Source organism: Streptomyces botrytidirepellens (assembly GCF_003721215.1).
GTDB classification, from domain to species: Bacteria; Actinomycetota; Actinomycetes; order Streptomycetales; family Streptomycetaceae; genus Streptomyces; species Streptomyces himastatinicus.
Window position 1 is genome coordinate 1 of sequence record NZ_RIBZ01000239.1, and the last position, 12431, is coordinate 12431.

The following is a 12431-nucleotide window of genomic DNA, read 5'->3' on the forward strand; positions in this document are numbered from 1 at the left end:
ACGCGGCTACGTCTTCCTCGGCACTGCCACCACAGCCGCCCTGGTCATTTGGCTTCGCACATGATCGGCCGGACAAGTCCTAGGCGGATGACGGTGCCCTCGATGATCGGTAGCGGCCCGTCGTGGTCGATCCAGGCCGCCCGTCGGGTCAGCCGCGGATGCAACCGATCCCACGCTTGCGCGGTCGCCTTGCCGTAGAGGCGGGTGTCGGTGACCGTCATGGCCTGCTCGGCGCCCCAGGTGTCCGGCCACCCGAAGACGAACTCGCCGCCGTGCTTGGGCGGTCGGCCGCCCTTGGGGTCGTAGACGCGTGGTGGCGTGGGCCGGCGCATCACCCGGTCAGAGCGGAGACGGCTGAGGATCTCGACGGGAAGCCCAGACAACAGGTAGGCGATGCGCGGGGCGTCGTATCCGGAGTCCAGCACCACCAGGATCTCCGGGTCGCCCTCGTGCCACTGGCCTGCGACGATGAGACGTTCGACGACCTCGCGCAGCTGGGCGGTCGTGACAGCCGCGAGGTCAGCGCCGGGCTCCAGGCGGATCGCGTCGAGCACCGCGGTCCAGGAGGTGCGGCCAGTCTCCAGCGCGGCCACGACCGAGTACGGCCAGCCCGGGATCATCTGGTGCTTGGCATCGCCACGGCCGTAGGTGTGGCAGAAGGAGCGGTCCGGGCACGTCGCGGCGTCCGGCCGTAGCCACGGTGAGACGTCGACCGCCAGTACCAGGCGGCCGTCCGCCGCTTTCGGCAGCGGCAGCCCGGCGATCGTCCGCCGAAGTCGGGCTATGTCCATGCACCCCTTGTTCAAGCCGCCGTACAAGGCACCGTGGCCACGGCGGTGTTCCGGTGCGAGCGCCAGGTCGACCAGCGTCTTGACCGGCCCATCCGTACACAGCAGAGCATCGGCGAGCTCGAACAGGGCATCCCCACGCCCGTTCAGGCAGTCGTAGAAGTTGCCGCGGAAGCGTGACAGCGTCGCGAACGCCTCTTGCTGGTCTCCCTGTTGCAGCACACTCTTCTCCACGGCCTCGGTTTGATCAGGTGTGTCCTTGGTCGGAGCACATGATCAGGCCGAGGCCACCCGTGCGTCCGGCGAATGCCCAGGTGAGCGACCCAGTTCGAGGAACGTTTCGACCTCGTCAGATAAACGACAAGCTCACTACGTGTCGTGGATGCGGTGTCCGTGGAGGCGGTAGCCCATCTCGTCCGGATGGCGCATGACCCGGGCAAGGCGCCAGGCGGCGTCATGGGACAGACGGCCACGCTCTCGTAAACGCAGCCACAGAGCCAACGCGCTGGTGACAGGGTCAAGCACCCAGCGCAGCACAGCGCTCTTCGAGCCTCGTCCTCTCGGCCGGGACCCTGGCCGGAGCCCCCGGCGGATACGGGGCCCGGGTCGCCACCAGGGTTCGCCCCTGGGGCGACGGGTCGGCAGCCCCGGGATCGTTGTCAGCGGGTGCCGATCGACATCTGCTGCGGCGAAGGAGCTGGCAATGGTGGATTTCAAGATTGAGGCCGTGGTCGTCCCGGTCTCGGACGTGGACCGGGCAAAGGACTTCTATACGCGGATCGGCTTCCGCGAGGACGTCGACTTCTCCGGCCCGGGCGGCTTCCGGGCCGTGCACCTGACCCGCCCGGGCAGCGGCGTGACCGACGCCGCACCGGGGTCCGAGCGCGGCGTGCACCTCATCGTGGACGACGTCGTCACAGCCCGCGCCGAGCTGGCGGCCTGCGGCGTCGACGTCAGCGAGGTGTTCCACGACGCCGGCGGCGTCTTCCACCACGTCGGCAGCACCGGCCGGGTCCCCGGCCTGCACTCGGCCCGGCAGTCCTACGGATCGTTCGCGTCGTCCGCTGACCCGGACGGCAACAGCTTCGTCCTGCAGGAGGTCACGACACGGCGGCCCGGCCAGATCAGCCACGTGGTCCACCGCTCGGCCGCCGAGCTCGAGCAGGCGCCTCGCGACGCGGCGCTCGCCCATGGCGGGTACGAAGGGAAGCTCGGCCACAACGATCCGGACTGGCCGTCGTGGTACGCCGTCCACATGGCCCGCGCCGCCAGCCTTGGCAGCTGACACCCGGTGACGGAGCCTGATCATGAACGTCGAAGAGATATGACGAGTCACCCGTCATCGTCATCGCTGCGTGGGCGCGCTCGAGAGCAGAAGATGCTCGATCGGCTGCTGCTTGATGTGCGGGACGGGCACAGCCGCGCGCTGGTCCTGCACGGGGAGTCCGGTGTCGGCAAGACCGCCCTGCTGACCTACCTGGCCGGTCGCGCTCCGGCGGGCCGCGTCGTCCGCACCGTCGCGGTGGAAACGGGATCCGAGATCGCGTATTCGGCCCTTCAGCAGGTGTGCGCACCACTGCTGAGTCATCTGAATCCGCTGCCGGCAGCACAACGGTCCGCCCTGTCGACGGCGTTGGGGCTCAGCGGCGGCGAGTCGCCCGGACATCTGCTGATCGGGCTGGCCGTGCTGGGCCTTCTCGCCCAGGCCGCCGCTGCCGAGCCGCTGGTCTGCATCGTGGACGACGTGCAATGGCTCGACAGCGTGTCCGTGGCCATCCTCGCGTTCGTCGCCCGCCGACTGGACGCCGAGTCGGTGGCCCTGGTCTTCGCTGTGTCGACCTCCGCCCCCGGACTCGCGCCGGCCAACGTCCGGCTCCTCGTAGGTCTGCCGGAACTGCGCGTGGAGAGGCTCGGCGACCAGGACGCCCGGGCGTTGCTGGACGCGGCGCTTCCCGGGCCGGTGGATCCTTCCCTGCGGGACCTGATCGTCGCAGAGTCGCGCGGTAACCCGCTGGCGCTGCTGGAACTGGCACGAGAGATCTGATCGGTATCGGAAAAGAAGTGGGACGGGCATGGAATCCATTAACACGCCGATGGTGGGGCGGGAAGGCGAGCAGGCCGAGCTTGCGGCGTTCGTGACAACCGCCGCAGGCCAGGCCCTCGTGCTACGAGGGGAGACGGGAGTCGGCAAGACGTCTCTGTTAGGCCACGCCGTCGCTCTGGCGGAGCAGGAAGGCCATACCATCATCCGCGCCGCCGGTGTCGAGGCGGAGTCCGAGCTGCCCTACGCCGGGCTGCATCAGTTCCTTCATCCGCTGCTCAGCGAGGTCGCGCAGTTGGATGGTGGGACCCGGGCAGTGTTCGACGCCGTCTTCGGCTGGGCCGAGGGGGACCCGCCGTCGGTCATGAGGCTCGGCATCGCGGTTCTCAGCCTGCTGTCACTGGCGGCGGCGCAGCAGCCGCTGCTGGTGGTCCTGGACGACGGGCAGTGGCTGGACGACTCCAGCGCCGACGTGTGCGGCTTCGTGGGTCGGCGCCTGGCCGGCAGCCCGGTGAAGCTGCTGATCGCGGTCCGCACCGACATGGCGTCGCGCTTCGACACCGCTGCACTTCCTGAGCGGTCCGTCGCCGCCCTCGCCGACGAGGACGCGGCACTTCTGCTGGACCGGCGGTACCCACGGTTGGGCAAGCAGATCCGCCGGACGGTGCTGGAGCAGGCCCGGGGAAACCCGCTGGCGTTGCTGGAACTGCCCGCCCACCTCGGTGGCCGGGCGGGCGACCAGGCGGTGGACGATCTCATCGATCAGCACGGCGTGTCGCTGCCCCGGCGTCTGCAACAGCTGTACGGCGCTCGGATCGCAGCCCTCAGCGACGGTGTGCGTGCCGAGCTGCTGATGGGCGCTCTCGACGGTGTCGGAACCGAGCCCGGCGGCGGCCCACCCGGGGTGCGTTACCGCATGCACGACGCCGACGAGGCCGTGGCCGCCGGGCTGCTCGACATCAAGCCGACCACCGGCGACCTCACCTTCCGGCATCCGCTCGTGCGCTCCGCCGTCGTGCAGATGGCCACCCCCAACCAGCGCCGCGCCGCTCACCAGGCGCTGTCGCAGGTCCATCGGGAGAACCTCGAACGCCGGGCGACGCACCTGGCCGCGGCCACCCTCGACCCCGACGAGGATGTGGCCGACATCCTGGAGGCAGCGGCCGAGTCGGCGACCCGGCGTGGCGGCGCGCTGACGGCCGTGACCTGGCTGACCCGCGCCGCGGAGCTGAGCGAGAACCACACCGACCGGTCCCGGCGCCTGGCAGACGCGGCGTTCGTCGCGGGCCACGCCGCCCGCCTCGGCCAGGCGCACCGGCTCGTCGTGTCCGGCCTCACCCCCGGCCAAGCGTCGTCGCCGACTTCGGTCCTGGCCTCCGCCTACCAGGCGCTCTACCAGGACGGAGACGTCCGTTCCACCCAGCGGCAGGTCATGGCCGCGATCGAGCAGCTGCGGGACGGCAGGAGCACGGAGCCCGAGGAGGTCCTCACCCGGCTGGTGATCCTCTTGCTGGCGATCAGTCAGTACGCCGGGGAACACCCGACGTGGCAGCGCACCCACGAGCTCCTTGTCTCCCTGGGCGATGTCGTCACCGGACGCACGCGGATCTACAGCGCTGCCTGGAGCGACGTGATCCGGTACGGCGCCGAATGTGCCGGGGTGGTGGAACAGGCCACCGCGAACCTGCCGGCCCTGGAACCGTGGGAGGTATCGCGCCTGGCCGTGTCCGCGTACCATCTCGACATTCTGAGCCAGTACCGCCCCTATCTGCAGCGCGTCGTGGACCGCGAGCTGGAGACCGGGGCCGCGGCCAGCGGCGTGGTCATGCTGCACCTGATCATGCTCGACCAGATGGCGGTCGGCGAGTGGGACGAGGCCGAGGGCACCGGTCAGCGGTCCTTGGACCTGGCGGCTGAGTACGGACACGCATTGTTCGCAGTTCAAAGCCGCGCATACCTGGCCCAGCTCGCGGCGATGCGCGGGCAGGTCGGTCGAGCGCGGGACCTGCAAGCCGAAGTGGACGCCTGGGCACGGCCGCGCGGAGTGGGGTTCCTCACCCAGCTCGCCGACTCCGCCGGCGCGACCGCCGCATTGAGCGCCGGTGACTACGAGGCCGCGTACCTGTACGCCATCGGCATCACGCCGCCGGGCACCTTCCTGCCTTACACGTATCAGGCTTCGCGTACCCTGCTCGACCTTGTCGAGGCCGCCCGGCACACCGGCCGAGTCGAGCAGGCCAGGGTTCACGCCCTCGCCGCGCGCGACGCCGGACTGCCGGAGCTGTCACCCCGCCTGGCGCTGATCACCCATGGCGCGCTGGCGATGACCGCCGACAGCGAGCCGGAGGCCGCCGAGATGTTCGCGCGGGCCGAATCGCACCCGGACGTCGCCCGCTTCCCGTTCGAGCTGGCCCGGATCCGATTGGCGCACGGCATACGGGTGCGTCACGTTCAAGGCCGGGTGACGGCACGGCAGTACCTCGTCCCGGCGGCCGAGGCGTTCGAGCGGCTTGGCGCTGTCGGCTGGGCCGAGCGGGCCCGGGCCGAATTGCGGGCCGCCGGGACCCCGCCTCGCGCTTCGACCCTGGATCTCGCCTCGCTGACCTGGCAGGAGCGCCGGATCGCGGACTTGGCGGCCGGCGGGCTGACCAACAAGGAGATCGGCGAGCGGATGCACCTGTCGCCGCGCACCGTCGGCTCGCACCTGTACCGCGTCTTCCCGAAGCTGGGCATCACCACCCGGGCGGCGTTGCGCGACGCCCTGAGCCGGACCGAAGAGGTCTCGCAGGTATGACGCCCTCGCCCTCAGCCCTCCGCGTCCTGTGCGGCCAAGGGCTCGACGCCGTTGGCGGCCAGCCAGGCGAGCACGTGAGCGGCGACCGTGGGCCAGCCGCTGTCGACCACGAGCGAGTGGCCCCGGTCTGCGTACTGCTTGAGGCCGGTCACGGCCGTGGAGTCGCCATAGAGCTTGTAGACGGAGCGAGTGCTGACGTCGGCGACCATGCGATCCTCCTGGCCGGATACGAGCAGGAGAGGCCCGCGCGTGGCCTTGTCCGTGTCGACGGTGACGGCGACGGCGCGGCGATCGGGGTGGGGACCGCGGTCGAGTCCGAGGTCTGCGAGGAGTCGACGCGGGGCCGGAACGACGTGTCGCTCGAAGAGCTTCGCGGCTTCCTCGTCCCCGACCGTGTTGGCGACCGTGTGCCGGAACTGGGACGGAGGCAGCGATACGAAGCCCTGATGCCTGTCCGATCCAGCCGGGACGGGCGACCACGGCCGGGTTCGGACCTCGGCCGGTACCACCCCGTTGACCGGCACAGGCGCGAGGGCCACCGCCGCCCGGCCGAGGCCGGCGCCGATGAGCTGCTGGACGACGAGGCCGCCGGCCGAGTGGCCGATGAGGACCGGAGGAGTGCCGAGGGAGCGCACGATCTCCGCGTAGTGGGCGGTGAGCGCGTCGAGCCCAAGGTCCCGCAGCGGTCCGGGGTCTCGTCGCACCTGCGCCACAGTGGGCGCCTCTCCGGGCCAGCCCGGGACACACACCGCGAAGCCGTGCGCCGCGAACCGTTCCGCCCAACCCTCCCAGCACGACATGTGAAACCACGCACCGTGGATGAAGACTGCGGGGGTTCGGTTCACGGCCATGCCTTCCGATCGCGTACGACGATGCGCCGCGGGTCCTGGCGCAGCCCTTCCAGGGTCGTCGACGGTCGGCGCGGCGGAAACAGTCGGATGACTGAATGCGACGGCCCGGCTGACGTGCGGCGTGTCTCGGCGTCATGTGACTGATGTGCTCCGGCCCGGGCCGGAACGACAGTGGAGCGTCAGCGGGCTTCCAGGAAGGATCAGACATGATCAACAGGCGTACGTTCACCGAGGCGGTCGGTCTGGGATTGGGTGCCACGGCCGTGTCGGTCGGGGCCGCGGCCGACGCGCTCGCGGCCTTCGGCGCCGCCCCCGGCCGGCCCGGCCGCCCTGCCCCGGTCATCCCGGCCATCGCCTCGGGGACGCACACGGCGTTCGCCGAGCTGAAGCAGGTCCGGGCCGGCGTGCTCGACATCGGCTACGCCGAAGCCGGCCCCGGGCACGGCCCCGTGGTCATCTGCCTGCACGGCTGGCCCTACGACATCCACAGCTTCGTCGACGTGGCCCCGCTGCTGGCCGACGTCGGCTACCGGGTGATCGTGCCGTACCTGCGCGGCCACGGCGCCACCACCTTCCTGTCGCCGACGACGGTCCGCAACGCGCAGCAGTCCGCGATCGCGCTCGACATCGTCACCCTCATGGACGCCCTGAAGATCCACAAGGCGGTCCTGGCGGGCTTCGACTGGGGCTCGCGCACCGCCGACATCATCGCGGCACTGTGGCCGGAGCGGGTCAAGGCCCTGGTGTCGGTGAGCGGATACCTCATCACCAACGTCCAGGCGCAGCAGAACCCGCTGCCGCCGAAGGCCGAGCACACGTGGTGGTACCAGTACTACTTCGCCACCGAGCGCGGCCGCAGGACCATGGAGAACCAGCGGTACCGGCACGACCTGTGCCGGCTGGTCTGGGACGAGGTCTCCCCGACGTGGAATGTCGACGACGCCACGTTCGAGCGCACGGCCGCGGCCTTCGAGAACCCCGACCACGCCGCGATCGTGATCCACAACTACCGCTGGCGCCTCGGCCTGGCCGACGGCGAACGCCGTTACGACCGCTACGAGCGGCTGCTCGCGGGCCGGCCGACCATCGGTGTCCCGACCATCACCCTGGACCCCGCCCTCGATCCCTTCCTGGCCTCGACCAACGGCCTGGAGTACCGGAAGTTCTTCACCGGCAAGTACGAGCACCGGGTGCTCACCGGTATCGGGCATGACGCACCCCAGGAGGCCCCGACGGCGTTCGCCCAGGCCGTGGTGGACGCCGATCACCTGTGACAGGCCGGCATGTTCGGCCAGAAGGAGGCCCGAGAATGAGCAGTCCCCGTACGGACGAGAACGCGGCGGTCGTGCGCAAGGCCCGGTTCGGTGCCCTTCCGGAACGCGTCGCCTACGAGGACCTCGTCGAAGAGAGACCCGCGCTGCCCGGGAAGTCGGTGGACGTCCACGACACCGACAGCCTGGCGGTCCGGTTCTCCTGCCTGGCGGCGGACCTGGGCGTCTGACCGCTTTGCGGTTTCCCGTGACTCGGCGTCGACCACGAGGCCCCGCCGCCGGTGGGTGGACGAGGTGCTCAGGTGATCGGTACTCAGGTCCGGCCGGGTCGGCTGGGACCGGCCGGCACGCAGCCGAAGCCGCTCGCGGCCGGCGGGTCGCCGCGGCCGACGCAGCGCGAGATCATCGAGTGGCGGCATACGTCACGGGCGGCCGTCTGGCCGTTGGCGGCGGTCGGCACGGCCGGCGCCCGGCGGTTCCCGACCCGGGCGGTCAGCGCCGCGAGGTCGTCGACCTTCCTGGCGCCGCCAATCAGGGCGGCCACGCGCCGGCGGCAGCCGACCGTGCCCCCGGTGGGGATCAGCCGGTCGGCGTCGCCCTGCCGGGGGATCAGCTTGCCGCCGGCGGCGTGGAACGCCGACAGGTCCGGGTCGGAGGTGCCGGTGCGTGGCCACCAGCGTTCCGCGGATTCTCCGGCGTCCGCGGTCATCGGCCGGGCAGAGCGCCGTCGAGCTCGCGACGGGATGTGATCCCCAGCCTGGCGAAGACCTTGCGCAGGTGCCACTCGACCGTACGAGGGCTGAGGAACAGCTGTGCGCCGATCTCCGCATTCGAGTGTCCGGCGACCGCGAGCCGGGCGATCTGCGTCTCCTGCGGCGTCAGGACCGGTGCGCCGACGGTTCGCCTGCGGACGGTCTCGCCGGTGGCAAGCAGTTCCCGCCGGGCCCGCTCCGCGAACGCCTCCGTACCCATCGTCACGAACGCCTCGTGCGCCGTCCGCAGCTCGGTGCGTGCTTGGGTCCGCCGGTTCCGGCGGCGCAGCCATTCTCCGTACAGCAGCCGAGCACGAGCCTCGAACACGCCGAGTCCGCCCCGGCTGAAGTGGCCGATCGCGTCGTGGTAGCGGTCTTCGGCCTGCTCGTGTGCTCCGGCCAGGGCGTCAGCGACCGCCTGCGCACCCAGCGCCCAGGGCGTGCCGGCCTGGCTCCAGTCGGCCAGCCGCTTGCGCGCCTGTGCCGCCACGGCCGGGTCGCCGACCCGGGTCGCCGCCTCGACCAGCTCGTTGCACGTCCAGTGATGCACAACGAGGTCCTGGTATTCCAAACCCCGGAGCGCCGCTTCCATCGCGAGCGGATAGTTGCCCAGGCCGTTGTGGAGCACCGCCCGCGCACACGCCGCCATGCCGATCAACCGCCCCAGACCGCGCTGCTCGCCATCCCGCTCCGCGGCCTCGACCAGTTCCAGGGCCGACCGCTCCCGCCCCCGGTACGCGCTCAGCAGGGCCGTCGTGGCCATGCGCGTCGCCGTGCCTGTGGCTTCCTCGGCGTTCGCGGCCTCGGCCAGCAGATCCCAGGCCTCGGAGAAACGCCCCGTATAGCCCAGCGAGGCCGCCCGGTAGGGCAGCGCTGTCGAGAGGATCGACAGGGCGCCTGTCGTCCGGGCGAACCGGACCGCCCGGTCCGTGATGTCCAGCCACGCCGCCAGGTCACCCAGCTCCACGGCCGCGTTCGCGGCCGGCCACAGAACAGCCAGGTTCTCGTCGTTGGTGACGGAGTGCAGCGCCCGCGCCAGCAGCGGGAAAGCCGCGACGGGCCCGTCGACGGTCCATGCGACCAGAGCGCGCAGGAAGACTCCAGCCGTCGCGTCGCCAGCCGGCAGGTCGCGGGCGGCCTCGGCAGCTCGCCGCAGCCCGCCTTCGTCGAGTCGGCCGGCCCATATCGCCGCGCCGAAAGCCGAGAGGTAGGTCTCTCGCGCGGCGGCCGGGTCGAGTTCCCTGAGCTTGCTCGCCGCCGCGAGCAGGGGCTGTATCGCGCCGAGCCCGGGGTTGGTCATGGACGACGCCTTGGCCCGCAGCCTGCTGGCGTTGGCCTGCTGCAACTGGTCCAACGGCCCCAGTTCGGCGGCGGCGAGCAGGTCGGGCACCCGGGCCGGTGCGCCCGCGTCGAGATGGGCCCCCGCCGCAGCCAGCGCTCGCCGTGCCCGCTCCCTGGGGCCGGGACTGAGAGCTGCGGCACGTTCCAGGAAGGAGGCGGCCGCCGCACGGCCACCGCGTGCCAGGGCCCGGTCGGCCGAACGCTCCAGCGCGGCGGCGACCTGCTCGTTCGGTCCGACCGTGGCGTGTGCCAGATGCCAGGCGCGCCGGTCGGGATCGCGCTCGGCGTCGGTGGCGTCGGCGAGCGCGCTGTGCACCGCCCGCAGGACGTCGGCGTCGGCGCCGCGCCAGGCCGCCGAGCGCACCAGCGGGTGCCGGAACCGCACGGGGGCGCCCAGCTTGAGCAGTCCGGCGGTCTCGGCCGGCGCCGCCGCGTCGGGCCCGATGCTCAGCAGGCGGAGGGCTCGCCACAGCAGCAGTTCGTCGCCGACCGGCTCGACGGCCGCGAGCAGCAACAGGGCGCGGGTGTCGTCGGGCAGCACGTCGATGCGCCGGCGGAAGCCCTCCTCGACCCGGGTCGCCAGCGGGGCAACGCCGTGTCCGCCGAAGCCGAAGGCCAGCTCCGCCGACGACAGACCCTGGGGCAGTTCGAGCAGAGCGAGTGGGTTCCCGCCGGTCTCGGCGACGATCCGGTCCCGCACGCGCGGGTCGACCGGCCCGGGCAGCGCCGAGTCGAGCAGGACCCGGGCATCCGCGTCGGCCAGCCCCCGGAGAGGAAGGTCCGGCAGACCGGAGAGGCCCTCCTCGTCGGTGACCCGCTCGGCGAAGACCAACGCCACCGATTCGGCATCCAGCCGACGGCCGACGAACCCCAGGATCCGAAGGGACATCAGGTCCAGCCACTGCGCGTCGTCGATCAGGCACACCAGCGGGGTCTCGGCCGCCGCCTCGGCGAACAAGCCGAGGACCGCCATCCCGACCAGCAGCAGCTCGGGCGCGGCCCCGGTGCTCAGGCCGAAAGCGACCCGCAGCGCGCCCTGCTGCACCTGCGGCAACCGGTCGAGATGCGACAGCAGCGGGGCGCACAGGCGTTGCAGGCCCGAGTACGCGAAGTCGGACTCGGCTTCGATGCCGTCTGTGCGAACGGTCTGCATCTGCGCCGCCTGCGCGGCCACGTAGTCGAGCAACGCGGATTTTCCGATGCCCGCTTCGCCGCGCAGCACCAGCACCCGGCTCCGGCCATCGCGAACCTCACGCAGCAAACGGTCCAGGGCCTCCAACTCGCGGTATCGCCCGAGGAGTTGGTGTTTCGCGTCCTGCCGCATGTGCTTCCTCCCGCGCGTAACCCCTGACAGGGTCCCCCTTCACGGGGGGAGCTCGCCTCCATCCTACGAACATCGCGCGAGGACCAAGATCCATCCGGTGCCGACACGCTTTCCTCGACTCAGCGTCAGATGACCGATGTGGGACGGGCCCGGCACGCACGACAGTGGCAATCGAGAGAACTCGGAGCGAAGCGAAAAGGACTTGGCATGACTCGCACATGGTTGATCACCGGCGCGTCCCGGGGCTTCGGTCGGCGCTTGGCGGAGGCGGTTCTGGAGAGCGGGGACCAACTGGTGGCCACGGCGCGCCGGCCGGAGCAGCTCGATGACCTGGTGCCCCGCTATGGGCAGCGGGTCCGGGTCGCGGCCCTCGACGTGACCGACGCGGACGCGGCCCGGGCCGCGGTGCGTACCGCGGTCGACGGCTTCGGGCGCCTGGACGTGGTGGTCAACAACGCCGGATACGCCAACAGCGGCCCGATCGAGGAGATGCCGGAGCAGGACTTCCGCGACCAGTTCGAAACGAACTTCTTCGGGGTCGTCAACGTCACCCGGGCCGCTCTGCCGGTGCTACGTGAGCGGCGGTCGGGCGTGTTCGTGCAGTTCTCGTCCCTGGGCGGCCGGGTCGGCGGCACCCCAGGGATGGGCGCCTACCAAAGCGCGAAGTTCGCCGTCGAGGGGTTCTCCGAGGTACTGGCCGGCGAAGTCGCGCCCTTCGGGGTGAAGGTCGTCATCGTCGAGCCCGGCGCCTTCCGGACGGACTGGCAGGGCACCTCCATGGAACTGCACCCAGTCGGGGCCTACTACGAGCAGACCGTCGGCGCCATGAACCGGTACCGGCAGGAGAACAACGGTATGCAGCCCGGTGATCCGGCCCGTGCTGCCGAGGTCATCATCGACGCCGTCGACCACGACGATCCTCCCCGCCGGCTGCTGCTCGGCGCCCAGGCCGTGACCGCGGCTTTGGAGGCGGGTGAGGCGCGCGCGGAGGAGACGCGAATGTGGGCCGCGGCGAGCCGTTCCGCCGACTTCCCGCCAGAGCAGTGACCGACCAGACCGACTCTGAGCGCGATCTCCAGCTTCTCGTCGAGGGGAACACCTGCCGCTGTCGAGCAAGTGGGCTGGAGCAACCCGCGGGCGGTCTGCATCGCGGCGGACTGCACCCGGTACGACCTGGTGGCGGCATGTCCCACCACCGCATCGACATGATGGTCCACCGGCACTACGGGGACGATCTGGTGACGCTAGGGTTGGCGGCGCCGGTTGCCG

Annotated in this window: 9 protein-coding genes and 1 pseudogene; 6 read left to right on the forward strand and 4 right to left on the reverse strand. The window is 71.2% G+C overall.

Going from position 1 to position 12431, the window contains the following annotated elements; all coding sequences use genetic code 11:
* Positions 1 to 68: 68 nt before the first annotated feature.
* Positions 69 to 1007, reverse strand: a pseudogene (locus EEJ42_RS18275) (transposase); the annotation flags it as partial.
* A 484-nt stretch (positions 1008 to 1491) separates the two neighbouring features.
* Here EEJ42_RS18275 and EEJ42_RS18280 point away from each other — a divergent pair.
* Genes EEJ42_RS18280 through EEJ42_RS18290 form a run of 3 tightly spaced genes read left to right on the forward strand, consistent with a single transcriptional unit; the run spans position 1492 to position 5623 of the window.
* On the forward strand, positions 1492 to 2073 hold the full coding sequence (locus EEJ42_RS18280; RefSeq protein ID WP_123100991.1) for a VOC family protein: 582 nt from the start codon (positions 1492 to 1494) through the stop codon (positions 2071 to 2073).
* A gap of 39 nt (positions 2074 to 2112) precedes the next feature.
* The gene (locus EEJ42_RS18285; RefSeq protein WP_123100992.1) at positions 2113 to 2832 is read left to right on the forward strand and encodes an AAA family ATPase; all 720 of its coding nucleotides are present in this window, start codon (positions 2113 to 2115) and stop codon (positions 2830 to 2832) included.
* A gap of 28 nt (positions 2833 to 2860) precedes the next feature.
* A complete protein-coding gene (locus EEJ42_RS18290; RefSeq protein WP_123100993.1) occupies positions 2861 to 5623 on the forward strand; it encodes a helix-turn-helix transcriptional regulator in 2763 nt (920 codons plus the stop codon).
* Positions 5624 to 5634: 11 nt separating this feature from the next.
* Here EEJ42_RS18290 and EEJ42_RS18295 read toward each other — a convergent pair whose 3' ends face one another.
* Positions 5635 to 6474 (reverse strand): alpha/beta hydrolase, encoded by an 840-nt coding sequence (locus EEJ42_RS18295; RefSeq protein WP_246096879.1) that lies wholly within the window; start codon positions 6472 to 6474, stop codon positions 5635 to 5637.
* A 206-nt stretch (positions 6475 to 6680) separates the two neighbouring features.
* Between EEJ42_RS18295 and EEJ42_RS18300 the strand changes: the two genes are divergently transcribed.
* Together EEJ42_RS18300 and EEJ42_RS18305 are read left to right on the forward strand one after the other, a co-directional pair.
* Positions 6681 to 7748 (forward strand): alpha/beta fold hydrolase, encoded by a 1068-nt coding sequence (locus EEJ42_RS18300; RefSeq protein ID WP_123100994.1) that lies wholly within the window; start codon positions 6681 to 6683, stop codon positions 7746 to 7748.
* Positions 7749 to 7783: 35 nt separating this feature from the next.
* Positions 7784 to 7975, forward strand: a complete 192-nt coding sequence (locus tag EEJ42_RS18305; RefSeq protein WP_123100995.1) for a hypothetical protein — start codon at positions 7784 to 7786, stop codon at positions 7973 to 7975.
* Between the two features lie 83 nt (positions 7976 to 8058).
* Here the strand turns inward: EEJ42_RS18305 and EEJ42_RS18310 are convergent, their stop codons facing one another.
* Entirely contained in the window at positions 8059 to 8454 is a 396-nt protein-coding gene (locus EEJ42_RS18310; RefSeq protein WP_123100996.1) for an alpha/beta hydrolase family protein, read from the reverse strand.
* The gene (locus tag EEJ42_RS18315) at positions 8451 to 11162 is read right to left on the reverse strand and encodes an ATP-binding protein (protein WP_123100997.1); all 2712 of its coding nucleotides are present in this window, start codon (positions 11160 to 11162) and stop codon (positions 8451 to 8453) included. Before EEJ42_RS18315 ends, EEJ42_RS18310 begins: the two co-directional genes overlap by 4 nt.
* 207 nt (positions 11163 to 11369) lie before the next feature.
* Between EEJ42_RS18315 and EEJ42_RS18320 the strand changes: the two genes are divergently transcribed.
* Positions 11370 to 12209, forward strand: a complete 840-nt coding sequence (locus EEJ42_RS18320) for an oxidoreductase (RefSeq protein WP_123100998.1) — start codon at positions 11370 to 11372, stop codon at positions 12207 to 12209.
* Positions 12210 to 12431 lie beyond the last annotated feature (222 nt).

Excerpts from the sequence above, each read along its gene's own strand:
- EEJ42_RS18280 (WP_123100991.1), top strand. The coding sequence starts at position 1,492 with ATGGTGGATTTCAAGATTGAGGCCGTGGTCGTCCCGGTCTCGGACGTG.
- EEJ42_RS18285 (WP_123100992.1), top strand. The coding sequence starts at position 2,113 with ATGACGAGTCACCCGTCATCGTCATCGCTGCGTGGGCGCGCTCGAGAG.
- EEJ42_RS18290 (WP_123100993.1), top strand. The coding sequence starts at position 2,861 with ATGGAATCCATTAACACGCCGATGGTGGGGCGGGAAGGCGAGCAGGCC.
- EEJ42_RS18295 (WP_246096879.1), bottom strand. The coding sequence starts at position 6,474 with ATGGCCGTGAACCGAACCCCCGCAGTCTTCATCCACGGTGCGTGGTTT.
- EEJ42_RS18300 (WP_123100994.1), top strand. The coding sequence starts at position 6,681 with ATGATCAACAGGCGTACGTTCACCGAGGCGGTCGGTCTGGGATTGGGT.
- EEJ42_RS18305 (WP_123100995.1), top strand. The coding sequence starts at position 7,784 with ATGAGCAGTCCCCGTACGGACGAGAACGCGGCGGTCGTGCGCAAGGCC.
- EEJ42_RS18310 (WP_123100996.1), bottom strand. The coding sequence starts at position 8,454 with ATGACCGCGGACGCCGGAGAATCCGCGGAACGCTGGTGGCCACGCACC.
- EEJ42_RS18315 (WP_123100997.1), bottom strand. The coding sequence starts at position 11,162 with ATGCGGCAGGACGCGAAACACCAACTCCTCGGGCGATACCGCGAGTTG.
- EEJ42_RS18320 (WP_123100998.1), top strand. The coding sequence starts at position 11,370 with ATGACTCGCACATGGTTGATCACCGGCGCGTCCCGGGGCTTCGGTCGG.